Source organism: Sorangium sp. So ce321, from assembly GCF_051530195.1.
Taxonomy (GTDB): Bacteria; Myxococcota_A; Polyangia; order Polyangiales; family Polyangiaceae; genus Sorangium.
Genome location: NZ_CP150329.1, coordinates 6,602,639 through 6,626,657 on the forward strand (window position 1 = coordinate 6,602,639; position 24,019 = coordinate 6,626,657).

The following is a 24,019-nucleotide window of genomic DNA, read 5'->3' on the forward strand; positions in this document are numbered from 1 at the left end:
CGCGCGCACGCCGGCACGAGGGCTCGGCCCGAGGAGACCCATGTCCATTGATATCGTCCGAGGCGAGCTCGAGCGCCTCTTCTCGCTTGATGAAATGATGGCCCTGTCGTCCGACCTCCTCGGCTTCAACCCGGTCGAGATCGGCGGCGGCGCCTCCAAGGCCTCCTTCGCGCGCGCGCTCACGGACCACTGCGTCGAGGTCGACGCCATCGAGGCGTTGATCGACGCCGTCATCGCCTCACGCGCGGAGGTCGACGCCCGCGTCCGCGCCCTCGGCGCCCAGGGGCTCGCCCTGCCCGAGGAGCTCGCGGCCGGCGAGGCGTTCGGCGACTTCGTCATCACGAGAAAAATCGCCGAGGGGCCGCGGGGCCTCGTCTACGCGGCGACCCGGGGCACCGAGCCGAGGACGCTCAAGGTGCTCCGACGCGACGTGACGCGGGACAGCAGGGCGGTGCGCAGGTTCCTCACCCATGTCCGCCTGGCCGCGCAGGTGCGCCACGAGAACCTGGCCAGCGACGTCGAGGCGGGGCTCGTGGGCGGGCGGGCGTTCGTGGCGTACACGCACGTGGACGGGCTGCCGCTCTCGGCGCGGCTCGCGCGCTCGGGGCCGCTCCACGTCAACGAGGCCAGGCCGCTGCTCCGCGGGATCCTGAGCGGGCTCGCGGCGCTCCACGAGCAGCGCCTCGTCCACGGGGCGCTCAAGCTGGAGAACGTCCTCGTCGCCCGCGACGAGGACGGGCAGCCGCTCCCCGTGCTCATCGACGTGGGCGGCGACCGGCTCGGCGCCGGGTGGTCGAGCCCGGAGCTCGTCCGGACCGCGAGCCCCGAGCAGCTGCGCGGCGAGGTCGCCGGCCCGGCCAGCGATCTCTACGCCTTCGGCGCGCTGCTCTTCGAGGTCCTCACGGGCAAGCCCGTGTTCTCTGGCGCGGCCGCGATCGACGTCGCGATCGCGCACCTCACCGAGGCGCCGCCCTCGCCGAGCGCGGCCTCGCCCCGCGGGTGGGTCGGCAAGGACATCGACGAGCTGTCGGGGCGCCTGCTCGCGAAGGCGCCGGACGCGCGGCCGAAGGGGGCGCGCGCGGTGCTCGAGGCGATCGAGCCGCTCGGCAAGCCGCAGCAGAAGGGGGCGACGATCGGCGAGGCGCAGCTGAACGACCTCATCGACCGGCTGGTGGCGAGCCCGACCGACGCCGACCTCGCGCTCGCCGTCGAGGCGACCGTCGACCAGGGTGCCGATCCGGGGCGCGTCGCCGAGGCGCTCGTGATGGCGGCCGAGCAGCTCGACGGGAGCGCCGCCGAGGGCGAGGGTGGCGCCGAGGCGGCCGCGGCGAAGAAGCTGCTGCACTTCCGGGCGGCACGCATCTACGAGAAGGGGAAGCTCCACGATAAGGCGGAGGCCATCTACGTGGGCCTGCTCGAGCGCGACCCGGGCGACGACATCGCCTTCAGCGCGCTCGAGGAGCTCCGCAAGACGCTCGGCAAGCACGAGGAGCGCGTGGAGATGCTCCTCCAGCGGAGCGAGAAGGCCGAGAGCGCGGGCGAGCGCGCCCGGGCCCTGAGCGAGATCGGGCACCTCTACGTGCGGGAGCTCGACGACAAGGACCAGGGGGTGTTCGCCTTCGCTCAGGCGCTCGCGCAGGATCCGGAGCAGGACGCGTACGCCGTCGACCTGGAGCGCGCGGCCGGCAGCGACATGAAGACCTGGGCCGAGGCGCTCCAGATCCTGAGCCAGGCGAGCACCGACGAGGCGATGGCCGCCGAGCCGAAGATCGCGCTCTTCAACCGGCTCGGGCCCTGGTACGCGGAGAAGATCGCGCGGGCGGACCTCGGGATCCCCTGCTTCCAGTTCGTGCTCGGGCTCGACCCGGCGAACGAGAAGGCGCTGGAGGGGCTCGCGCAGGTCTACCGCCGCGCCCAGCAGTGGCAGGAGCTCGTCCAGGTGCTGCTCTCGCGGGCCGACCGCGCCGCGACGCCCGGCGAGGCGCGCGATCTCCGCGCCGCGGCCGCCGAGCTGCTCGAGACGAAGCTGAACGACGCGAGCCGCGCGCGCGACCTGTACGAGCAGATCTTCGCCGAGGACCCCGGGCACACGAGGACGTGCGACGCGCTGCTCAGGATCTACCGGCGCATCGAGGACCACGCGGGCTACGCGAAGATCCTCGAGAGGCGCGCCGAGGCGCTGCGGGGCGAGGAGCGCGTCGACACGGTGTGCAAGCTTGCCGAGCTCTACGAGGACCGGCTCGGCGACCTGGGCGAGGCGACGCGCCGCTACGAGGCCGCGCTGGAGCTCGACCCGACCAGCCTGACCGCGCTGCGCGGGCTCGATCGCATCTACAGCCGCAACGGGCGCTACAAGGAGCTCCTCCAGAACCTGGAGCGGCAGATCGACGTCAGCGCGACGCCGCGGCAGAAGATCAACCTCCACGAGCGGATCGCCGGCATCTACGACGAGGAGTTCCTCGACCACGCGAAGGCGGCCGAGGCCCTCGAGGCGATCCTCAGGATCGACGGCGCGCACGAGGGCTCGCTGGCCGCGCTCGGGCGGCACTACCGCGCCCTCGAGCGGTGGGAGGACGTGGTGGCCCTCTACGAGCGGCACCTCGGCATCGTGCCCGACGACAAGCGGCGGGAGGAGATCCTGCTCGCGATGGGCCGCGTGCTGCTCGAGCAGGTCGGCTCGCCCGAGCGCGCCCGCAAGGCCTACGAGCGCGTGCTCGCGATCGACCCGCACCACGCCGGGGCGCTCGAGTCGCTGGCGCACGTGCGCGCCGCGACCGGCGACGCGGCGGCGGCGCTCAGCGCGATCGAGTCGCTCGCGGCGACGGCCAAGACCGCGGAGAGCAGGGCCGATCTCTGGATCCGCGCGGCGAAGATGCTCGAGGAGAAGGGGGACCGGGACGGGGCGATCGAGCGCTACAAGATGGCCCTCGACGCGCAGCCGCACAACGCGGGCGCGACCTCGGCGCTGCGCGCGGCCTACCTCGCGCGGGGCGACGCGACGAGCGCCGTCGAGCTCATCGCGCGCGAGGCCGAGGGCGCGGAGGGCAACCTCGCCAAGGCCCGGCTGTACGGCGAGATGGCCCTCCTCTTGCGGGAGCGCCTGAAGGACGACGCGCGCGCCGCGGAGGCGGCCACGAGGGCGGTCGACCTCGACCCGACCAGCATGCAGGGGCACATGATCTCGGGCGACCTCGCGTTCGAGGCGGGCCGCTTCCTCGAGGCGGCGCGGCACTACGAGTCGCTGGCGAACCGGGTCGACGCCCTGCCGAAGGAGCAGGGGCTCAAGCTGCTCCTCCGCTACGTCGACGCGCTCAGCAAGAGCGGCTCGAGCGGCAAGGCGATCGGCACCGTGCAGGCGCTGCTCACGCTCGCGCCGGACGACCCGGCGGCGATCTCGCGCGCCGCGAAGGTCAACCTCGACGCGGGCCTGGCCAGGGAGGCCGCGGCGCTCTACGAGGGCCTGGTGGAGCGCTTCGGCGCCCAGCTGCCGGAGCGGGAGCGGGCCGACGCGCTGCTCCGGCTCGGCGAGGCGAGGCTCGCGGCCGGCGACGCCGACGGCGCGATCGCCCCACTGAACGACGCCGCCGATCTCCTCCCGGAGTCCCCTGCCCCGCTCGCCCTGCTCTCCCGGGTGTTCGAGGCCAAGGGGGAGTGGGAGGAGGTCGTGCGCCTCAAGAACCGGCGGCTCGACGTGGTGGTCGGCGAGGAGCGGAGCGCGCTCCTGCTCGAGATCGGCGACCTGCTCGCGACGCACCTCAACGACCGAACGCGCGCCGCGAAGAGCTACGTGGCCGCGCTCGACGAGCGCCCGGACGACCGGAAGATCCTCACCAAGCTGATGCAGCTCTACAGCGAGGAGAAGGACTGGTCGAAGCTCATCGACATCGTCCTCAAGCTCGCCGCCAAGATCGACGATCGGCGCCAGAAGGCGAAGTACATGCACACCGCGGCGATCGTGAGCGCGCGGCAGCTCGGCGACCTCGACCGGGCGGCGCGGTTCTACGACGAGGTGCTCGAGCTCGATCCGTCCCTCACCCGGGCGCTCGCCGAGGCGATCGAGGTCCGCGGCGAGAAGGGCGACCACGAGGAGGTGGAGCGCCTGCTCAAGGTCGAGCTCGACCGCGCGACCGAGGAGAACGACACGGCGAAGATGCTCGAGACGTTCGACCGGCTGGGCGCCCTCTACAAGGACAAGCTCGACTGGATGAGCGACGCGATCGACGCGTACGAGGCGGCGCAGACGCTCGATCCGGACAACGACGAGCGGAACGAGCTCCTGGCGAACCTGTACGCGAGCAACCCGGCGCAGTACCTGGACAAGGCGGTGGCCGCGCAGATCCCGATCCTGCGGCGCAACCCCTACCGGCCGGACGCGTACCGGCTGCTGCGGAAGCTGTACACCGAGACGAAGCGGGCCGACGCCGCCTTCTGCCTGTGCCAGGCGCTCTGCTGCCTGAGCGGCGCCGAGCCGGACGAGGAGCGCTTCTTCCGCCGCATGCGCCCGGACACGGCCGCGGCCGCGCAGCAGCCGCTCGACGAGGAGACGTGGGCGGCCGCGCTCATCCACCCCGACGCGGATCCGCTCCTGACCGCAATCTTCGGCGTGATCGAGCCGGCCGTGCTGCGGAAGAACGGGCAGCCCCTGGAGGAGCTCGGCTACCAGCTCGCCTACCAGATCGACCTCTCGCGCCACCCCTACCCGATGTCGCAGACGCTCTATTACGCCGCGGGCGTCCTCGGCCTGGAGGCGCCGCTCACGTTCCAGAACCCGAACGACGGCGGCGGCGTCTCGTTCCTCCACGCGCACGTGCCGGCGATCGTGCTCGGCGCCGCGGCGCTCCAGATGGACCTGCCGACCCAGGCCGCCTCGTTCATCGCCGCCCGCCACCTCACCTACTACCGGCCCGGCATGTACCTCCGCCACCTCGTGCCCACGGGCACCGGCCTGCGCGCCTGGCTGTTCGCGGCGATCAAGCTGATCTCGCCCACCTTCCCGATCACGAAGGAGCTCGAGGGGCCGGTGAAGGACAACCTGGCGATCCTCGAGCCGACCATCGTCGGGCCGGCGCGCGATCAGCTGGCCAGCATCGTCACCAAGCTCCTCCAGGCGGGCGCCATCGATCTGAAGCGCTGGGTGTCCGGAATCGACCTGACGGCCGACCGCGCCGGGTTCCTCCTCGCGAACGACCTCGAGCTGGCGCAGGAGATGATCAAGGCGGCCGACGAGGCGGGCGCCGCCGTGCCCCAGAAGGAGCGGCTCAAGGAGCTCATGCTCTACGCGGTCAGCGAGGAGTACTTCGCCGTCCGGCAGCGGCTCGGGATCAACATCGACAGCTGAGCGCCGGGGGCTCGCCCCCGGAGGGCGCCCGCTCCCCTCAGGGCGGGGCCACCGAGGGCTCGCCCCGGCGCAGCCTGCTAGCTGGATCGACGAGGATCCAGGGGACGGAGATCACTCTCTGCTGACTTCCGCACCGGACTGGTTGACGGATAAATCGTCAAATTGCTAGGCTGCGGGCCGGCATTAGGCCTTTTGGATCGTATGTTAGCTCGCCGCAGCGTGGCAGCGGGCAGCCTGAGCGATTGTGTGAAAGCACGCCCATGGCGGCAAAGAAGACCCGAAAAACTTCGAAAAAAGACCGGAAGAGAGCGACCAAGGCCAGCGCGGCGAGCTCGAGACGAGCCGCCGCGACAGCGCGGACGAGGAAGGCGAAACCTGCCGCCCGATCGACCGCGCGCAAGCCGAAGCGGAAGGCCGCTGCCTCTCGTCCTGCTGCGCGACGCACCTCGGCCGTGAAGGCGGCAAAGCGCCGGAAAACCACGACAAAACGGGCGACCACCCGCAAGTCGGCGGCCCCGGCGCGGCGCAAGGCCGCACGCACCCCAGCGCGGGCGACGCGTACGAGCGCCCGGAAGAAATCAGCGGCCGCGAAGGTGAAAAAGGTGACGCGCGCCGCCGCCAAGCGCGCCGGCGCGTCCAAGGCGAGGAAGGCTGCAGCCAGAACGAAGACCAGATCGACGCGCGCCGCCGCCAAGCTCAGGACCACCAAGGCCAGGGCGAAGGCGAGGGCGACGAAGGTCAAGGCGAGGGCGGCGAAGGCCAAGGCGACGCGGGCGAGGGCCGCGAGGGCGAAGGCGGCGAAGCCGAGGGTGACGAGGGCCCGGGCCGCGAAGAAGAGGGCGGCGAAGCCGAGGGCCGCGGCCGGGCGGGCGCGGAGCACAAGGGCCGCGAAGAAGAAGAAGAGGGTCGCGCGGGTCAAGGCGACGAAGCCGAGGCTCGCGCGGGTCAAGGCCGCGAAGCCGAGGCTCGCGCGGGTCAAGGCCGCGAAGCCGAGGCTCGCGCGGGTCAAGGCCGCGAAGCCGAGGCTGCTCAGGAGGAAGGTCGCCGCGCGCTCCGAGCGGGTGCTCACGGCGCCGGCCGCCGAGCCGACGAAGCTCCGGAAGAAGAAGCTGAGGGCCGAGGACGCGCCGAAGCTCAAGGAGCCGAAGCTCAAGCTCAAGGAGCCGACGCTCAAGGAGCCGAAGCTCAAGCTCAAGGAGCCGACGCTCAAGGAGCCGAAGCTCAAGGAGCCGAAGCTCAAGCTCAAGGAGAAGCTGAAGCTCAGGGACGTCGGGGAGCAAGCCGAGCCGGTCGAGGCGGAGCGCCCGCGCCGGATCAGCGACAAGCCGCAGCGCGCGAGCGACAGGCCGCAGCGCGCGAGCGACAGGCCGCAGCGCGCGAGCGACAGGCCCGCCGTCGAGAAGAAGGGCTCGCGGCCGGCTGGGGCGAAGGGAAAGGGCGCGGGGGCGTTGATCGAGCGCCGTCCGGGCCGCGTCCCGCTCCGGGAGCCGCCGCGGGTCGTCACGCTGCCTTTGCCGATGCTGCCGCCCCCGCGGCGGGCCACCATCGAGGAGCGCAGCGCGATCATCGAGCAGCGACTGAACGCGCAGACGGAGGACTTCCGGCGGCGCTACATCGACAGCCTCGATATGTCCTGGATTTACCACGACAGCGCGCTCGAGGGCGTGGTCTACACGTTCGACGAGCTGCGCGCGGCGCTCAACGGCCCGGCTCCGCTGGTGACGGACTCCAGCCTTCAGCCAACCTACGACGATATCCGGCGTCACAAGGAGGCCATCGTGTATGTGCGCGAGCAGGGCGCGAACAAGCGGGCACCGGTCACGCTCGACTGCGTGAAGAAGCTGTACCTGATCCTCCATCCGGAGGAGGGGGACATCAAGACGGTAAAATACCGCAAGGACATCCCCCAGCACCGGCTCTATTTCCACGAGTACGCTCCGCCGGACAAGATCGCCTACAAGGTGCGGCAGATCATCGACTGGCTGAGCGACCCCGAGACGCGGAAGACGCGGAACGGCATCCGGATCGCGGCGCGCGCGCACTACGATCTGCTCCGGGTCTATCCGTTCCCCAACGACAGCGGGAAGGTCGCGCGGCTGTTCATGAACATGCTGCTGCTCCGCACCGGCCTGCCGCCGTCGATCATCCACTCGACCGAGCGGCAGCGCTACTACGAGGCGCTGAAGGGCTCGGCGACGACGGTGCTGCAGATGGTGCAGGAGTCGGTGGAGAACGCCCTCGCGAGCGTCGAGAAGCTCCTCGATGAGCATGAGACGCGGAAACGCGCCTTCGTCAGCTGAGATACCTCAGCGCGGCCTCGCGCAGGGCGCGGCTCCAGCCGGACGGAGCGCGCGCCGCCCGCCCGGGGCCGCCGCTCGGCGCAACGCAGCCCGGAATCAGGACGAGAGCGCAGCTGCCCCCGTGAAGCGGCCGAGCAAGGTCGCTCCCGGGGGCGAGCCCGTCGCAGGGCTGCGCGCGACCAGGCCCAACAAAGCGGGCGCGACCATCGCCGCGGGCCGAAAGACAGGGAAGGCGGGCGCGCCCGGCGCGGCGGCTCGGCCGGCGAGGAAAGCCGTCGACACGGCGGCTCGGCCGGCGAGGAAAGCCGTCGACACGGCGGCTCGGCCGGCGCGAGCGCGGCCGGGCGCCGCCGGCGCGGCGGCTCTACCGCCGAGGAAAACCGTCGACACGGCGGCTCGGCCGGCGTCGGCGCGGTCGGGCGCGCCGCCTCAGGCCACGTTCGCGCGGCTGCGTGCGCTGCACCCGGATGCCCACTGCGAGCTCGATCACAGATCGGCCTTCGAGCTGCTCGTCGCCACGGTGCTGAGCGCCCAGACGACGGACGTGCTGGTCAACAAGGTGACGCCACACCTGTTCGGCGCCTATCCCGACGCCCGCGCGCTCGCCGGCGCCGATCCCACCGAGATCAGCGCGCTCCTCCGCCGGCTCGGGATGGGCATGTTCAACCAGAAGGCTCGGAACATCGTGGGGCTCGCGCGAGGCCTCATCGAGCGGCACGGCGGCGAGGTGCCGAGGACGCTGGCCGAGCTCGTCAGGCTGCCTGGCGTGGGGCGCAAGACAGCGAATGTCGTCCTCGGCGTGGCCTTCGGAGCGCCGGAGGGCGTCGTCGTCGATACCCACGTGCAGCGCCTCTCGCAGCGGCTCGGATGGACGAGGAGCGACAAGCCAGAGCAGATCGAGCGCGATCTCGGGGCGCTCTTGCCGCAACGTGACTGGGATATGCTGTCCCACACGCTGGTCTTCCACGGCCGCCGGATCTGCTTCGCGAGGAAGCCGGCGTGCGGCGGATGCGGGATCAGCGACGCGTGCCCGAGCGCGTTCCGCGCAGAGAACGTGGGTCGGAAGCCGCCGCGCCCCCCTCGCCGCCGCGACGCGCAGCCGTGAGCGTCACGCACGCTGCGCAGGCCAGCTGTCGAGCGCGCTGACGGAGAGACGCACGGCAGGCCAGCGCGGCTCACCGCCGCTCGGCGCGCTGCCGCGAGCTGTTTGTTGCGCTGGCGCCAAGGGCGCGGGGTAGACTGGAACGATGAAGGCTTTGCACCTGTTCGTCGCCCTCACCAGCCTGTTCACCGCCGCGTGCGGCCGCCTGGAGGGCGATCTCTGCGACTACAAGTGCGACTGCGAGGGGTGCAGCGACCGCGAGTACGACGAGTGCCTTGATCGCTACGATCACAGGTACGAAGACGCAGACCACCGCGGATGTCTCGACAGGTACGACGAGCTCCTCGCGTGCGAGGACGACACCGGGGTTTGCCACGACTACAAATGGGAGAGCTCCTGCAAGAACGAGAGAGAGACACTCGATCGGTGCCTCGACTAGGCTCGTTCCGGCGGACGCCGCCGCGAGGGGTCCCGATCCCAGGGAGGGCCAGAGAGGCCCCCTGCAGTCTGCCTGGCGATGCCGGGTGAGCCCGCTGGCGGGCCGCGCAGCGGCTCGTCCGACAGGGGGCAGGCGCGGCGGCGTTCAGGCCACGTCGCCCGGCGTGACGACGCCGCCCAGAGCGGCGGCGCCGGTGCGGAACGCCTCGACGAGCCGCTCCGAGGCCGTGTAGGGGTCGACCTCGCGCCGCGCGACGGCGCGCACCGCCGCCTCGAGCGCGGGCCCGAGCGCGGCGACAGCGGCGTCGGTGAGCGCGTCGCGGAGCTGCACGTGCATCGCCTCGCGCAGGCGCTCTTCCCGGCGCGCCGCGCCGGCCTCGGTGCCGAACAGCCAGGCCCGGTGCCCCTCCAGCCTGTCCACGAGCGCCGCGACGCCCTCGTTGCGCGTCGCCACGGTCCGCGCGATCGCGGGCACCCACGGCCCCTCGGGCGGCCCGCCGCTCGGATCCACCGCGCCCGCCGCGCCCGCCGCGCCCGCCGCGCGGGCGTGGAGCGCCGACGCGCTGTGCCCGCGCGCCCGCCCGGAGGCCTGCGCCACCTCGCCGCCGAGCGCGATCATGAGCTCCAGATCGCGCACCGCCGCGTCGGCCCCGTCCCGGTCGGCCTTGTTCACGGCGAAGACGTCGGCGCACTCCAGGATGCCCGCCTTGATCGCCTGCACCTCGTCGCCCATCCCGGGCGCCGCGACGACCAGGGTGGTGTGCGCCATGCGCGTGATCTCGAGCTCGTCCTGCCCGACCCCGACGGTCTCGACCAGCACGACGTCAGCGCCCCACGCGTCGAGCACCCGCGCGATGTCGGCCGCCGAACGCGACAGCCCGCCGAGCGCGCCCCGGGTCGCCAGCGACCGGATGAACACGTCGGGATCGCCGAAATGCGCCTGCATGCGGATGCGATCGCCGAGGATGGCGCCGCCGGTGAACGGGCTCGTCGGGTCCACCGCCACCACGGCGACCCGGCGCCCCTGCTTCCTGAACACGCCGATCAGCCGGTCGGTGAGCGTGCTCTTGCCCGCCCCGGGGTTGCCCGTCACGCCGAGGACCCAGGCGCGGCCGGTGTGGGGGAAGAGATCCTTCAGGATCGCGGCATGGTCGCCGACGCGGTCATCGACGAGCCGGCAGGCCCGCGCCGTCGCGCGCATGTCGCGGGCGAGGACCTTCTCTGCGAGCGGGTGCACACGAGCGGTCTAGGCCCGGCGATGCGAGGACACAACCGGGCCGCTGTCGATCCCGCGCCCCCTACCCTGCCGTGCCGCCGCCGCCGGCCGTGCCGCCACCGCCGGACGGCTCACCGCCGTCGCCGCCCGCTCCGCCGCCGCCGTCGCCGCCAGCTCCGCCGTCGCCGCCCGCCGACGAGCCGGCGCCCCCGGCGCCGCCGCCGCCGCGGTCAAAGATCGGCTTCGTCTGGCCACACGCGACGGCGAGCAGGGCCGAGAGCACAACGCAGGAGGTGAGCGACAGGGCGCGGTTCCACATGGGCACGTTCTTGAAGCGGGTCGCTCGCGAAATCCAGCGGCGCGCCTTCTTCAACGGCGCCGCGGGCGCGGGACCGTCGAAGCGCCGACCGGCCCGGCGATGCGCCTTCTTCACGGCGCCGCGGGCGCGGGACGGTCGAAGCGCTGCCAGCGGCCGTCGATGAGCCGCTCATGCGGCAGGTACTGCGCCTTGTAGACCAGCCGCGAGCACTTCTCGACGTAGAGCCCGAGGTAGAGGTACCGCAGACCCCAGGAGCGGCACAGCTCGAGCTGCTTCAGGATCGAGAAGACGCCAGGGCTCAGCGGCTCGAGCGCGGGATCATAGAAGGAGTAGACCGCCGACAGCGACTCCAGCCCCCGATCCACGACGGCGACCCCGACGAGGCGCCCGCCGACTCGGTAGCGCATCTCGAACGTCTCGCAGCAGCTGTCCACGAGGAACGCCTCGTAGCCCGCCGCGCCGAGGGGGCCGTCGTCGCGCATCAGCCCCCTGCCGTGCTTGTGCAGGTTGTACAGGGCGACCTTCTCTCGCGTGGTCACGGGCGCGCCGATCTCGACGTCGACGACCTGCTCACCCCGGCGGAGCACCCGGCGCTGCGTGCGGCCAGGGACGAAGTCGCGCACGAGGATCCGGATCGGCTCGCACGCGCGGCACGAAGGGCACTGGGTGCGGTAGAGCAGCTTGCCGTGACGACGGTTGCCAGCGACCAGCCTCCGGTCGAACTCCGCGCGCGTGAGCGGCCGGATGGGCACCCGGAGCGGCATCCGCGCCTCGGCCTCGGGGAGGTACGGGCAGGGGCTCACCTCGTCGTGGACCGTGAGCTCGATCGGGTCCGCCACCTCGTCGAGCCGAGGGCGCTCCACGTCCTGCGCTGGTACCGCCTCTCGCTCGCTCGATGAGCCCATGTCACCGCCGATCCGAGCGCTCGAAACTCTATCGAAACGCCGGCCGCTAGATCCAGGGGATGCCTGTTGCGCGGCCACGTCAAGCAAAACCCTGAGCCGCTCGGGGCCCCGGCGACGCCCCGCTCGCTCGCGCCCTGCATCGAAAATCTGTCTCACATCTACCTTCATCTACACCCATTCACTCCTTCCGCTCGTGTCGCTCCTGTCGCTCGCGGTGACCACGGATACCCCGGTCCGGGCGGCCCGCGCGCGGAACCGGCGCGGAGCGCCCTTTTCCCTTGGCCCGGGGGCCGGTATGACCCAGCGCGCGCCCGCGAGGCGGCCCGGTGAAGGGCCCGCTCAGCGCGGGCGCCTCGAGAAAGGCCGAACGCTTTGGATCTCACAGGAAAACAGCGCCGCCACCTCCGGGCGCTGGGGCATCACCTCGACCCGGTCGTGCAGCTCGGCAAGGCGGGCCTTACCGACGGCGTCGTCGCGGCCGTCGAGGCCGCCGTGGAGCGGCACGAGCTCGTGAAGGTGCGACTCGGCACCGAATGCCCCGATGAGCTGGGCGACGTCGCCGATGCCCTCTCGGGGCGGCTCCGCGCCGAGGTCGCCCAGACCCTCGGCCGGACGATCCTGCTGTACCGACGCCACCCCAAGGAGCCGAAGATCAAGCTGCCGACCGGCAGCTGAGCGCGGGCTCGCGGCCACGCACCATGGCGGCGGCGCGGCCGCGCGTCAGGGCGGCGGCGCGGCTGGACAAAGCAGCCGCGCGCCCTCGGCGCGTCGGGTCACCGGCGCGGTGGTGACCCGACGCGCCGCGAGCGCCGCCGTCACACGTGCCGCAGCTCCGGACGCGCGGAGAGCAGGTGATCGAGCCAGGCGTTCGACAGCTTCTCCTGCACCGTGTTCGCCCGGAGCCGCGCGGCGAGGTTCTTGAAGTCGACGTGGTCGATGAGCTGGTCCTGGTTGAAGCACGAGAAGACCAGCGTCTCCTTGCCCGTCTCCGGATCCACGTGCCGCTGGAGGCACTGCGCGCAGACCTCCTTCATCATGCACTGCATCGGCGAGTTGATGCTCGCGATGCCCACGTGCTTCGGGTCGAGGTGCGGCGCCAGCACCCCGTGCCGCGCCTCCCGCACGGCGTTCATCATCTTGTCCGAGCCGATGGCGATGATGCGACGCACCTCCGAGAGGCTCGCCAGCTCGCCGCCGAGCTGGCGCTCGGCGTAGGCCCGCATCGCCTGGACGATGTTGCCGCGGAAATGGCGGTCCATGGGGCGCCGCGGGGGGACCTCCGCGCCGCCGTCCGTGCACCAGATGACCTGATCGGTCGCCACCTCGATCTCGTCCTGCTTGAAGAGGTCCTCGCCCCGCCGGTAGCCGGCGAAGTAGATGACCCGGGCGCCGCGCGCCTTGAGCGCCTTCGCGATCGAGAACAGCACGGCGTTGCCGAGCCCGCCGCCGGCGAGCAGCACGGTCTCCCCCTCGGGGATGTCCGTCGGCGTCCCGGTCGGGCCCATCACGACGACCTCCTCGCCCGGGCGCAGCGCCGCGAGCAGCCGGGAAGAGGCGCCCATCTCGAGCGCGATCAGCGAGAGCAGCCCCTTCTCCTTGTCGACCCACGCGCCCGTGAGCGCGAGCCCCTCCATCGCGAGCCGCGTCCCGCGGATCACCGGCGACCGCACCTCGTAGTTCTGCAGCCGGTAGAACTGCCCCGGCTCGAACTTCCGCGCCGCCGCGGGCGCGCGCACGACCACCTCGACGATCGTCGGCGTCAGCCGCTCGACGCGCTCGACCACCGCGACGAAGTCGTGATCGAGGCGGGCGAACAGGTCGCGCCGCCGCGCGTCGCGGGCCGCCTGCGGCTCCTCGCCGAGCCGCGCGATGTCGCGCTGGAACAGCGCGACGACCGACGGGTACGCGTCCTTCGCGCTCGCCATCGCCTTCACGACGCTCCCCGCGTAGTGCGGGTGGTTGTCGCCGTAGAAGCTCACCGCGTGCTCGCCGTCGTTGTAGCTCGTGAAGAAGCCCTCCCGCGCCGGGGCCGGCTCGACCTTGAGCTTGCCGTCGTCGCCGACGTAGGCGCGGTGCGGCTGGAAGAACTGCCGCCACTTGTCGAACGCGAACGAGCCCGGGCGCTCCTTCTCGTACGTGACGTTGGGGCTCGTCCCCGCCGCGACGCACACGGTGCGGGCGGGGATCGACACCATCTCCCCCGTGCTCCGCCACTTGCCGTCCACGACCGCCTGGCGATCGAAGACGAGCGACGAGACGCACCCGCGCTCGTCGAGCACCGCCTCGATCGGCGCGAGGTTCTCGACGTAGCGGATCCCCTCCTCGAGCGACGCGGCGACCTCCTCGTGGTTCAGCCGGTAAGCCGGCGAGTCGATGAGCCGCTTGCGGTAGACGAGCGACACGCCGCCCCACGCGTCGACGAGCCCCTGGAACCGCGGCGGCCGCCCCTCGCGCGCGGCGCGCGCGCGCTCGTCGCGGATCGCCTCGGCGTGGCGCCGCTGCTCGGCCAAGAACTCCCGCTCCTCCTCGTCGAACATCGCGAGGACGGCGGCCTCGCCGCGCTCGGCGCTCAGCGCGTCGAGCCGGTCGGCCGTCTTCTCGGCCTGCACGACGTAGTAGGCCGCGAGCTCCGTCGCCGTGTCGATCGCCGTGAGGCCGCCGCCGATCACCACCGCCGGCAGGCGCACCTGCAGGTTCGCGAGCGCCGAGCGCTTGTAGGCGCCGGCCAGCTGGAGCGCCATCAGGAAGTCCGACGCCTTGCGGATGCCGCGCGCGAGGTTGTTCTTGAGCGGGATGATCGTCGGGCGCCCCGCGCCCGCCGCGATCGCGACGTGGTGGAACCCGAGCCGGAAGGCGTCGTCGAGATCGACCGTCCCGCCGAACCGCACGCCGCCGTAGATCCGGAGCAGGCGCTGCCGCGCGAGCGTGACGTAGAGGACGGTGAGGAAGTTCTTGTCCCACCGCACCGTGATCCCGTACTCGCTCACCCCGCCGAAGCCGAGGAGCACGCGCTCGTCGAGCTCGGTGTAGAGGCGCTTGAAGTCCCTGACCGGCCGCGGCGGGCGCGTCTCGTCGCCCGTGAGCTCGACCGGCAGCGGCTCGATCTTCAGCCCGTCGATCGCCGCGCACGCGAAGCCCTGCCGCGTGAGGTGGTGCGCCAGCGTGTAGCCCGCCGGGCCGAGGCCGACGACGAGCACGTTCTTCCCGTTGTACGGGAGCGCGTGCGGCCTCAGCGCGTCGAGCGGGTTCCACCGCGTGAGGAGCCCGTAGATCTCGAGGCCCCACGGCAGCGACAGCACGTCGGTGAGCGCCGCGGTCTCGATCTGCGGGATGTCCACCGGATCCTGCTTCTGGAAGACGCAGGCCTTCATGCAGTCGTTGCAGATCCGGTGCCCGGTGCCGGGGCACATCGGGTTGTCGATGCAGACGAGCGCGAGCGCGGCGATCGACTCGCCCCGCCCCCGCATCGTGTGCATCTCGCTGATCTTCTCGTCGAGCGGGCAGCCGTGGAGCTCGACCCCGAGCGGGTTCGACTTGATCGCCCCGGTCTTGTTGTCACGCAGGCCCTTGGAGCACGAGTCCTTGTCGCGATCGTGGCAGAGCAGGCAGTAGTCGACCTGGCTCTCGACCTCGCGGGGCCCGGCGCGCCGGTCGGTCAGCGCGAAGCCGTCGCGATCCCGCCGGTGGTTCTCCGGGCCGACGAGGAGCTCGGCCGAGCCGCCGCTGCCGTTCGCGCTCTTCCGGTGCAGCTGCACGAGCTCCTGGTAGTCGAGCGTGCGCGGCGCCTTCAGCGTCGGCCAGCGCCGCGCCGGGTCGTGGTGGTCCGCGCGGCGCGCGGCGAGCCAGGCCTCGACAGCGTCGAGCGCGAACGCCACCACCGCGGCGTCCTCGGCGTCCGTGGGCTCCTCGCCCGCGACCGCGACCGCATGCGCCACGCGCTCCGCGAGCGACGGGTCCTCCCGCAGCGCGGCGCGCACCTTCGCCGACCGGCCGCGGAGCTCGTCCGTCCACTTCACGCCGCCGGCCTTGGCGGCCTTGCGCGCGATCTCGTCGACCTCGATCAGCGGGAGCGTCGCGCGCGCGATCGCGAGCTCCTCGGCGGCGGAGCCGCTGTCGAGCACGCTCGCCGGCGCGCCCATGGCCGCGAGCGACCGCCGCGCGGCGTGCGCCGCCTCGACGTGCGTGCCCTGCCACGACTTCCCCGGGTTCTGCTTGAACAGCCGCTTCTTCGAGAACTCGCGCTTGAAGTCCCAGAGGACGCTCCGCTCGAGGGTCGCGTCGATCTGCGCCTGGGTGTCCCGCTCGACGCGGAAGAGCGTGGCCACGAAGCGGCCGACGTACGGCGCCGCCGCGAGGAGCGCCTCGGAGACCTGCTCCGCGGTGAGCGCGGGCCGGCCCGCGTCGCCGACCCCGGCGCCCGGAGACCCGGAGGCAACCGGCTGCTCGGACCGCAAGAAGGCCCGGTACGCGTCGAAGCGCGCGTACGCGCCCTCGTCCGCCGCGCGGAAGTAGTCCTCGAAGCGCTCCGTCAGCTCGGCGAGCTTCGCCGGGTCGAAGAGGTCGGCGTAACCGAAACCAGGGATTCCGAGCTCGAGCTCGGAAACATCGGAGGTCGCCTGAACCCACGAAGAGAAGTCAGCCTGCACTCCAGCGTTCGCTTCCATACCCGCGGCAAATGCTTTCTATTTCAAGGGGTTTGAGCACCCGATCTCAGAGAGCGGCGTAAAGTAGCACCGGGCAGTACCTCCGACATGTCTCCCGGGCAACATTCATCGACCTCGCGACGGGGTCTGCGGGCCGCGCGAGGGCGAGCACGCAACTCCGGCGCAGGGCGGCGAGCGTCGGCGCGGCGCGATCGCCGCTCGCTCGCGGGGAGAGGGAGCCAGGAGCGGAAGGGGCGCCGTCACGGCCGTTCGCAACCGTTCGCGACCGTTCGCAACCGTTCGCAAACAGAGCGCGCGCGACGCAGAGCGCCAGCCCGGGCGACGGGCGGGCGACGGTGCGTCGCGGTCAGAACCCCTGGGAGACCACGCGCTCGATCGTGTGCGTGGAGATGTTGCCCGCGATGACCTCTGGATCCCGCAGGAGCGCCTGGTGCAGCGGGATGTTCGTGCGGATGCCGCCGATGATGAACTCGTCGAGCGCGCACCGGAGCCGCGCGATCGCCTCGGCCCGGTTCGCGCCGTGCGCGATCACCTTGGCGACCAGCGAGTCGTAGGAGCTCGGCACCCGGAAGCCGCCGTACACGCCGGAGTCGACGCGGATCCCGACGCCGCCCGGCGAGTGGTACTCGGTGATGAGCCCCGGCCACGGCACGAACGAGCGCGGATCCTCGGCGTTGATCCGGCACTCGATGGCGTGGCCCCGGAAGCTCCACGGGCGCGTGTCGGGCAGCGAGAGGCGCTCGCCGGCGGCGGCGAGGATCTGCTGCGCGACCAGATCGACGCCGGTCACCATCTCGGTGACCGGGTGCTCGACCTGGACGCGGGTGTTCATCTCCATGAAGTAGAGCTCGCCGCGCTCATCCATGAGGAACTCGAGCGTGCCGAGGCCCGTGTAGCCGGTCTCGAGGATCGCGGCCCGGATGATGTCGCCCATCCGGGCGCGCTTCTCGTTGTCCATCGCCGGGCTGGGCGACTCCTCCATCACCTTCTGGTGGCGGCGCTGGAGCGAGCACTCGCGCTCGCCGAGCGTCCACACGCCCCCGTGCTGATCGGCGAGCACCTGGAACTCGATGTGGCGCGGCGCCTCGACGTAGCGCTCGAGGTAGACGTCCGGGTTCTTGAAGCCGCTCAGGGCCTCCTGCGTCGCGATCTCGAACGAGCGCTGCACCTCGCCGGCGTGGCGGACGATGCGCATGCCCCTGCCGCCGCCGCCGCCGGAGGCCTTCAGGATCACCGGGTAGCCGACGCGCTCGGCCTGCTCGGCCGCGTCCGCGGCGCTCTTCAGCACGCCGGTGCCGCTGAGCATGGGGATGCCGAAGCGCTTGGCGACCGCGCGCGCGGACACCTTGTCGCCCCAGGTCCGCATCGCCTCGGCGGTCGGCCCGATGAAGGTGAGGCGGCACTTCTTGCAGAGCTCGGCGAACTTCGCGTTCTCGGAGAGGAACCCGTAGCCCGGGTGGAGCGCGTCGGCGCCGGTGACCTCGGCGGCCGCGATGATCTGCGGGATGTTGAGGTAGCTCTTCGACGCGTCGGCCGGGCCGACGCACACGGCCTCGTCGGCGAACCGGACGTGCAGCGCCGCGGCGTCCGCCTCGGAGTGGATCGCGACAGTGCGGATGCCGAGCAGGCGGCAAGCGCGGATGACACGCATCGCGATCTCGCCGCGATTGGCGATCAGGATCTTCTGGAACACGGCACCCTCGCCCGGGCAGCGCTAGCTGCTCCGCACCTTGAAGAGACGCTGGCCGAACTCGACCGGCTTGCCGTTGTCGACGAGGATCTCGACGATCGTGCCGGGGGAGTCCGCCTCGATCTCGTTCATCAGCTTCATCGCCTCGATGATGCAGAGCGCCTGGCCCACGCGGATCGCGCTGCCGACGTCGACGAAGGGCGGCGCGTCGGGAGACGGCGACCGGTAGAACGTGCCGACGAACGGAGAGGTGACGTAGCTGATGCCCTCGTCGCTCGCCGCGGCAGGCGCCGCCGCCAGCGCCGCGACGGGCGCCGCCGCCGGCGCGGGCGCCTGGGCCTGCGGGGGCGGCGCGACCGGCGCGCTCTGGAAGTGGAAAGCAGCGGGCGCGAGCTGCTGCGCCCCGCCCTGCGGCACGAAGCCCCCGCGCGTGAGACGAATGCGAACGTGTTCGTCCTCGAACTCGAAGTCGCTCACGTTGCGCTTCTCTAGGAGGCGCACCAGCGCCCGCAACTGCTTGAGGTTGATGTTCATGGAAGGACGTTCGGCCATCGATGTTTGCCGCCTTTCAACCAGAGTGACGGCCCATGTTCAACCTCTTTCGTCGGGCCGCAGCTTCTCCAGGTGTCCCAGCAGCCCGAGCAACCCGAGCACGTACGAGCTCGGACCGAAGCCCGCCACCCGCGCCATGCAGGCCGGCGCGATGCGGGAGCGGCGGCGGAATGGCTCGCGGCCGTCTGGGTTGGAAATGTGCACCTCGACGGTAGGGAGCGCGCCCGCGCGGATCGCGTCGTACAGCGCGATCGACGTGTGCGTGTATGCACCGGCGTTGAGGAGGATGCCGTGGAAGCCGCGATCGCCGGCGTGGCTGATCGCGGTCACGAGCTCGCCCTCGCAGTTCGACTGCATGCACGACACCGAGGCGCCGTGGGCCTGAGCGGCCTCCTCGACGGCGCGGTGGATGTCATCCAGCGTGGCCGTGCCGTAGATCGCTGGCTCGCGCTTGCCCAGACGATCGAGGTTCGGCCCGGAGATGACGGAGATCCTGAAGCCGCTCAGGCGAGCTCCTTCAGCAGCACCGGCACCCTGGTGCGCAGGAGGTACCGCGCCTTGCCGATGTTCGCGTCGGGCGTCATCGAGAAGGCCACGAAGTACGAGTTGTTCACGACGCGGATCAGCGTCGTGACCTTCTCCGCCTGGATGGCGATCTCGGCGGCGTTGCCCGCGTCGAGCATCTCGGCGGCGCGCTGGATCGACTTGAGCACGACGCTGAACTCGGCGCCGATGGTGGTGATGTCGAACGCGGCGCCCGGCTTGGAGTAGCTGTCGACCGCGATCCCCTCGAAATCCATGAGAAGGGTCGCGATGCCGCCCTCGGTGTTCTCTACGACTTCCTTCAGCACGGCCTGGAACATGCGCCGAGACTACCCAAGCGCGGCACGATCGGGAAAACAAACGAACCTGCCCCGACATCCCGCGCCCCGTCGGCGCGGCCGGCGCCCCCGGCCGCCAGCCGCGCCGGCAGCCAGGCAGCAGCGGCGGCGCGCCAGGCAGCAGCGGCGGCGCTGGACACCGGAAGCCGGAACGAGCGGGCATGAAGACCGAGCGCCGGCAGCCCGGCGGCGCGGAGAGCGCGAGCGACGCGAGGGACCCGGGGAACGTGGGAAACGAGGGAAACGCTGAGCGGGGTCGAACCGCGAGGGCGCTTTGCCTCTTGCATCCTGGTCCCAGCCGGGCGATTCCCGCCCCTGGGGGCCCGCTCCAAAGCACGCCTTGACCCTTGTCCCGGCGAGCGGCTAACGTGCGGCCGTTCTTTCGCCTACGGCGACGCCCGGGGCGAACCCGCCGGCGCGTCTCGCCGGCGGGACGACGTGAAACGTGGTCGGGAGCGGCGTGCGCCGTACCCTCCAGCTCATCAAGAAGAATAAGGACGGCCCAACATCTATGCGTGCGCGAGCCGGGGATCCCCCCCGCACGATGCCCCAGAAGATCCTCGCCGGGCGGGCGGCGGATCCTCAGCTGCGCGGTGATCTCGTCCAGGTCAAGGTCGACCAGGTAATCCTCTCCAGGGCGCCGTCGCGCGCGCTGGCCGAAGCCATCGCGACGGGCATGAAGAAGACGCCGGTCGAAGTCGCCGTCGCCTACGACGGCACCTGCGTGGCCGACGCGAGCTCGCTCGCGGACATCGACGAGGGGAGCCCGCACTCGGTGTCGCCCGAGTTCCCGACCTACAACATCCCGATCGCGCGGCCGGGCATCGGCTTCCCCGCGCCGGTGCACCTCGAGCGCTTCGCGGCGCCGGCGCGGCTCGCCCTCACCGACGACCCGCGCCTCGCGACAGTCGGCGGCATCGGCATGCTGTCGCTCGTCGTCTCGCCGAGCCAGCTCGGGCAGGCGCTCGCCACGGGCTCGGCCTGGCTCCGGCCGCCGCGGAGCGTGCAGATCCACCTCTCGGGCCGGGTGCGCCCCTTCGTTTGCGCGCGCGACGTCGCGCTCGAGCTGCTCCGCAGGAACCTCGACGAGGTCGTGCGGCGCATCGAGGGCGAGCACCACGCGCCGGTGATCCTCGAGTTCGCCGGGCCGAGCGCGCGGCTCCTCTCGGTGGGCGACCGCGCGGTGCTCTGCGGCATCGCGCCGCAGGTGGGCGCGGCGGCGGCGCTCTTCGTGAGCGACGAGAAGACCGAGGTCTTCCTCCGCGACCAACGCCGGTCGAAGGCCCACCGCGCGCTCGTGCCAGACCCGGGCGCGCCGTGCGAGGAGGTCGTGTCGATCGACCTCGGCACGGTCGATCCTCTGCTCATGGACGAGGACGGCGTCGTGCGGCCGGTCCGCGATCTCGCGGGCAAGCCGGTGGCGCAGGTCGTCCTCGGGGGCGACTCCGGCGTGACGTTGCGCGACATGCTCGCGGCGGCGCTGCTGCTCAAGTCGAAGCGCGTCCCCTCGCGGCTCGACCTGCTCGTCGCGCCGCCGTCGCGGCAGGTGCTCGAGGTGCTCGCGCAGTCGGGCGCGCTGGTCGATCTCGTCGCCACGGGCGCGCGCATCATCGAGCCGGACCGGCGCGTCGTGACGTCGGAGATCTACCCGCCGCCGCCCGGCGGGCTGTCGCTGCGCACGGCGGATCCGGAGCCTCGCATCGCGGGGACGCCGTCGTTCGTCGTGGCCTCGGCCGAGACGCTCGCCTACGCCGTGGCGACGGGCGCGGTCGGCGATCCGCGGTCGTTCAAGCGGCCGGTGCGCGTGACCGTGCCGCGGGCGCTGCCGACCGACGACGTGCTGATCCTCCGCGACAAGAAGGGCGAGCAGGTGAGCACGAAGAGGCCGCCGACGGCGCCGTCGGCGGTGCCCTGGAAGGGGCCGCTGACGCTCGACGTGCTCGCCGGCGTGCCGAAGCTCAACGGGCGCGCGGCGGTCGGGGCACACGGGCGCAAGGCCCCCGCCACGCTCGAGGCGGCCCCCGCCGTGGCGGACGACAAGGCGCAGGCGGCGCCGGCCGGCGGCGTGGCGCTCGTGCTGTCGACGCTCGACGAGGTGCGGGCGGTCGCGGAGCGCGCGACCGATCTCTCGGCGGTGCGCGCGGTCGTCGCGCCCTTCGTCCCGAGCACCGCGGTGTCGGCGTTCGCGAGCGAGGGGATCGCGACGTTCCTCGTCGGCGCGGAGGCGCTCGGCAGCATCAAGGATCAGAAGAGCGTGGAGCTGCCAGCCCCCGCGCAGTGGGGCGATCGCGTCGCGGCGGTCTTCGGGAGCGAGCGCGTCGAGGTGGCCTGGCTCGCGACGGGCATGGAGCGGAGCTGGACCCACGCGGGCACCTTGCGGCAGCCGCCCAGCGCGGCCAAACCAGCGCGGTAGCGGGGGTCGAGCTCCGGGCAGGTGGCGTCGAGCGCCCGGCAGGGACGACGCCATCCCCGCCGGGGCCCCGCGGGCGAGCGCTCAGGGCGCCGAGCGCACGGGGGCGAGCGGCGCGAGGAGCTTGATCTCGTTCGTGAGATCGCGGAAGCGGATCTGCTGCTCGTTGATCTGCATCTCGAGCACGATGACGCGCTTCGTGATCTCGTCGAGGCGCGCCGAGGCCTTCGCGAGCCGGTCCGTGAGATCGCGGCGGAGCTCGTCGGCGGTCCTGTTCTTCTCGATGGCGCGGAGGTTCTGGCGGAGCTCCTGGCTCTGCTGCTCCAGCCGCTGCTGCTCCGCGAGGAGCTTGTCGCGCTCGTCGATCGCGGGGCGCAGCTTGCCCCGGACGTCCCACGCCTGGCCGAGCTGCTTCGCCACGGCCGCGTCGGCGCGCGGGTCCTTCAGGTAGGCCTGCACCGCGTCGTCCGCGAGCTGGCTGAGCCAGTCGATCTGCTGCCGGAAGATCCGCCGCTCGTCCACGTCGAGCACCGCCGTCCCCCGCCGCGGCACGTCGATCGGCACGAGCGCGCTGCCCGTGCCGACGTTGTCCTCGGTGCCCTTCGGCGGCGCGTGCAGGCGCGTGCCGTGCAGGCGCGGGTGCTTCACGAGCGTCCTCGCCGCGGCGTCGCCGCCGTTGCGGACGGCGTACTTCGTGTGCGTGACCCAGTCGCGCTCGATCTCGAGCGCGCCGCCCTCGATCTTCGCGATGCGCGCGCCCTCCGCGCTCTCCTCGCGCGCCGTGTCGACCGCGAGCGCCCGCTCGAGCGCGAACGGCACCGTCGTCGTGGCCCCCGGCGGCAGCGGCTGGACCATGCCCTGACCGAGGAACGCGCCGTTCTCAAAGACCGCGATGGGGCCGCGCTCGAGGAGCCCCTTCGTGTCGTTCGTGAAGCGCGCCACCCGGAACGGGTGCGAGCTCGACGCGGGCACGCCGCCGTCGGGCGCGAAGAGGAAGATCGACTCGCCGGGGACCTGCTTCGCCAGGAGCAGGACCATCGTCGCGCTCCGGTCGGGGATGTCGACCGGGAACGGGATGTCGTAGCGCGTCGTGCCCCCCTCCATCGCGACCGCGGCGAGGGCGCTCATGTTGCGCGGCGGCGAGGGGTTCATCATGGGCTTGCTGGCCTCGGCCAGCCGAGCGTCGTTGAACACCATCTGGCCCGGCGGCGCCGCCGCGGCGCCGACCGCGCCGCCCGCGGCGCCGCGAGTGGCCCGCTTCGCCGCCGGCCGCGTGGCCACCGGCATCCTGGGAGCCGCTGCGTCCTTCGCGTACTCCAGCCCGCCGCGCTCCTCGGCCTCGGGCGCGTACTCGGCGGCGGCGTCCGCGGGCGCCGGCGCCACCGGCGCCGGCATGGGCGGCGGCGGCGGCGGCGCGGCCTCGGCGGCCAGCGTCGTCTCGCTCGTCGGCACGGAGGCGATCACCTCGCCCTGATCGCTGACGATCGGGCGCGGCGGGATCGACGCCTGGTCGAGCGTCGCCTGGAAGGCGAGCGGCGCGCCCGCCACGAGCGACAGCTTCACCCCCTTCCAGTCCTCGCCCGAGAGGTTCTGCACGATGCCCCACGCCTGGAGGTGCGCCTGCTTCGACTGGACGCGCGGATCGACGCTCGCGGCGCCCGGCGCCCCGGTCGCGCCCATCACGAGCCGGTAGGACGGCCGCCACACCGGCGTCTCGGCCACATAGCCGATCACGAGGTCGTGCTCTCGCCCGTCGAGCGTGAGCTTCACGCTCTCGAGCTCGTCCTTGTCCCGCTTCTTGTCGCCTTGCTTCGCGCCGTTGTCCTTCGGCGGCCGCGGTGTGGTCGTCACCTCGGGCCCGGGCTCCGCCTCCTCCTCGGAGGCGTCGTCGACCTCGACGGGGAACGACGCGCTCCGGACGCTGCTGCCGCCGGCCTCGATGACCGCGAGCGTCGCGAGGAAGTCGCCGACCTTCTCCTTGCGCACCCTGAAGGTCACCTGATCGGCGTCGATGAGCCCCCGGCGCTCGAAGTAAGCGACGCCGTTCCTGTAGATGACCACGCGCCGCAGCGCGAGCCCCGAGGCGTCCACATCGGGGCCGCGCACGCAACCGGCGAGCAGCGTGAGAGCGAGGAGCAGGCCGGAGCCCGCCCCCGCGACGTCGTACCGTCTCATGATGTCCTGGATCTCTCTTGGAGCGGCTG

At 72.2% G+C, this 24,019-nt stretch carries 16 protein-coding genes; 6 read left to right on the forward strand and 10 right to left on the reverse strand.

Going from position 1 to position 24,019, the window contains the following annotated elements:
- The first annotated feature begins 40 nt into the window (after positions 1–40).
- On the forward strand, positions 41–5,338 hold the full coding sequence (locus WME89_RS24400) for a protein kinase domain-containing protein (RefSeq protein ID WP_438011491.1): 5,298 nt from the start codon (positions 41–43) through the stop codon (positions 5,336–5,338).
- Positions 5,339–5,495: 157 nt separating this feature from the next.
- Here the strand turns inward: WME89_RS24400 and WME89_RS24405 are convergent, their stop codons facing one another.
- The gene (locus WME89_RS24405) at positions 5,496–6,407 is read right to left on the reverse strand and encodes a hypothetical protein (protein WP_438011492.1); all 912 of its coding nucleotides are present in this window, start codon (positions 6,405–6,407) and stop codon (positions 5,496–5,498) included.
- Between WME89_RS24405 and WME89_RS24410 the strand changes: the two genes are divergently transcribed.
- The 3 genes from WME89_RS24410 (at position 6,400) to WME89_RS24420 (ending at position 9,179) form a co-directional block, all read left to right on the forward strand.
- Entirely contained in the window at positions 6,400–7,638 is a 1,239-nt protein-coding gene (locus WME89_RS24410; RefSeq protein ID WP_438011493.1) for a Fic family protein, read from the forward strand. The genes WME89_RS24405 and WME89_RS24410 overlap by 8 nt on opposite strands.
- Before the next feature lie 121 nt (positions 7,639–7,759).
- On the forward strand, positions 7,760–8,743 hold the full coding sequence (nth, locus tag WME89_RS24415) for an endonuclease III (protein ID WP_438011494.1): 984 nt from the start codon (positions 7,760–7,762) through the stop codon (positions 8,741–8,743).
- 142 nt (positions 8,744–8,885) lie between these two features.
- Positions 8,886–9,179 carry a hypothetical protein gene (locus WME89_RS24420; RefSeq protein WP_438011495.1) on the forward strand — a complete coding sequence of 98 codons (294 nt, stop codon included), beginning with the start codon at positions 8,886–8,888 and terminating at the stop codon, positions 9,177–9,179.
- A gap of 144 nt (positions 9,180–9,323) precedes the next feature.
- Here WME89_RS24420 and meaB read toward each other — a convergent pair whose 3' ends face one another.
- The 3 genes from meaB to WME89_RS24435 all read right to left on the reverse strand — a co-directional run bounded on the left by meaB (position 9,324) and on the right by WME89_RS24435 (position 11,618).
- Positions 9,324–10,415 carry a methylmalonyl Co-A mutase-associated GTPase MeaB gene (gene meaB / locus WME89_RS24425; RefSeq protein ID WP_438011496.1) on the reverse strand — a complete coding sequence of 364 codons (1,092 nt, stop codon included), beginning with the start codon at positions 10,413–10,415 and terminating at the stop codon, positions 9,324–9,326.
- Between the two features lie 61 nt (positions 10,416–10,476).
- Positions 10,477–10,713, reverse strand: a complete 237-nt coding sequence (locus WME89_RS24430) for a hypothetical protein (protein ID WP_438011497.1) — start codon at positions 10,711–10,713, stop codon at positions 10,477–10,479.
- A gap of 110 nt (positions 10,714–10,823) precedes the next feature.
- Positions 10,824–11,618, reverse strand: a complete 795-nt coding sequence (locus WME89_RS24435; protein ID WP_438011498.1) for an arginyltransferase — start codon at positions 11,616–11,618, stop codon at positions 10,824–10,826.
- 372 nt (positions 11,619–11,990) lie between these two features.
- Here WME89_RS24435 and yhbY point away from each other — a divergent pair, with 372 nt between their 5' ends.
- Complete coding sequence (gene yhbY, locus WME89_RS24440; protein WP_438011499.1) at positions 11,991–12,293, forward strand: ribosome assembly RNA-binding protein YhbY; 303 nt, start codon at positions 11,991–11,993, stop codon at positions 12,291–12,293.
- Positions 12,294–12,433: 140 nt separating this feature from the next.
- On the opposite strand, the gene WME89_RS24445 is transcribed toward yhbY, so the two are convergent.
- The 5 genes from WME89_RS24445 to WME89_RS24465 all read right to left on the reverse strand — a co-directional run bounded on the left by WME89_RS24445 (position 12,434) and on the right by WME89_RS24465 (position 19,375).
- The gene (locus WME89_RS24445; RefSeq protein ID WP_438011500.1) at positions 12,434–16,282 is read right to left on the reverse strand and encodes an FAD-dependent oxidoreductase; all 3,849 of its coding nucleotides are present in this window, start codon (positions 16,280–16,282) and stop codon (positions 12,434–12,436) included.
- 346 nt (positions 16,283–16,628) lie between these two features.
- Positions 16,629–17,975 carry an acetyl-CoA carboxylase biotin carboxylase subunit gene (gene accC, locus WME89_RS24450; protein ID WP_437663777.1) on the reverse strand — a complete coding sequence of 449 codons (1,347 nt, stop codon included), beginning with the start codon at positions 17,973–17,975 and terminating at the stop codon, positions 16,629–16,631.
- 21 nt (positions 17,976–17,996) lie between these two features.
- Positions 17,997–18,524, reverse strand: coding sequence for an acetyl-CoA carboxylase biotin carboxyl carrier protein (gene accB / locus WME89_RS24455; RefSeq protein ID WP_437663775.1), 528 nt, complete (start codon positions 18,522–18,524; stop codon positions 17,997–17,999).
- Between the two features lie 39 nt (positions 18,525–18,563).
- Complete coding sequence (locus WME89_RS24460; RefSeq protein WP_437628053.1) at positions 18,564–19,031, reverse strand: type II 3-dehydroquinate dehydratase; 468 nt, start codon at positions 19,029–19,031, stop codon at positions 18,564–18,566.
- The gene (locus WME89_RS24465; protein WP_437627645.1) at positions 19,028–19,375 is read right to left on the reverse strand and encodes a roadblock/LC7 domain-containing protein; all 348 of its coding nucleotides are present in this window, start codon (positions 19,373–19,375) and stop codon (positions 19,028–19,030) included. The genes WME89_RS24460 and WME89_RS24465 overlap by 4 nt, the downstream gene beginning before the upstream one ends.
- Before the next feature lie 574 nt (positions 19,376–19,949).
- Between WME89_RS24465 and WME89_RS24470 the strand changes: the two genes are divergently transcribed.
- On the forward strand, positions 19,950–21,818 hold the full coding sequence (locus WME89_RS24470) for an aconitase family protein (RefSeq protein WP_438011501.1): 1,869 nt from the start codon (positions 19,950–19,952) through the stop codon (positions 21,816–21,818).
- Between the two features lie 81 nt (positions 21,819–21,899).
- On the opposite strand, the gene WME89_RS24475 is transcribed toward WME89_RS24470, so the two are convergent.
- A complete protein-coding gene (locus WME89_RS24475; protein WP_438011502.1) occupies positions 21,900–23,990 on the reverse strand; it encodes a hypothetical protein in 2,091 nt (696 codons plus the stop codon).
- Between the last annotated feature and the right edge of the window lie 29 nt (positions 23,991–24,019).

Coding starts and splice junctions, on each gene's coding strand:
- WME89_RS24475 (WP_438011502.1), bottom strand. CDS start 23,990: ATGAGACGGTACGACGTCGCGGGGGCGGGCTCCGGCCTGCTCCTCGCT.
- WME89_RS24430 (WP_438011497.1), bottom strand. CDS start 10,713: ATGTGGAACCGCGCCCTGTCGCTCACCTCCTGCGTTGTGCTCTCGGCC.
- WME89_RS24420 (WP_438011495.1), top strand. CDS start 8,886: ATGAAGGCTTTGCACCTGTTCGTCGCCCTCACCAGCCTGTTCACCGCC.
- WME89_RS24470 (WP_438011501.1), top strand. CDS start 19,950: ATGCCCCAGAAGATCCTCGCCGGGCGGGCGGCGGATCCTCAGCTGCGC.
- accB (WP_437663775.1), bottom strand. CDS start 18,524: ATGGCCGAACGTCCTTCCATGAACATCAACCTCAAGCAGTTGCGGGCG.
- WME89_RS24435 (WP_438011498.1), bottom strand. CDS start 11,618: ATGGGCTCATCGAGCGAGCGAGAGGCGGTACCAGCGCAGGACGTGGAG.
- WME89_RS24400 (WP_438011491.1), top strand. CDS start 41: ATGTCCATTGATATCGTCCGAGGCGAGCTCGAGCGCCTCTTCTCGCTT.
- WME89_RS24445 (WP_438011500.1), bottom strand. CDS start 16,282: ATGGAAGCGAACGCTGGAGTGCAGGCTGACTTCTCTTCGTGGGTTCAG.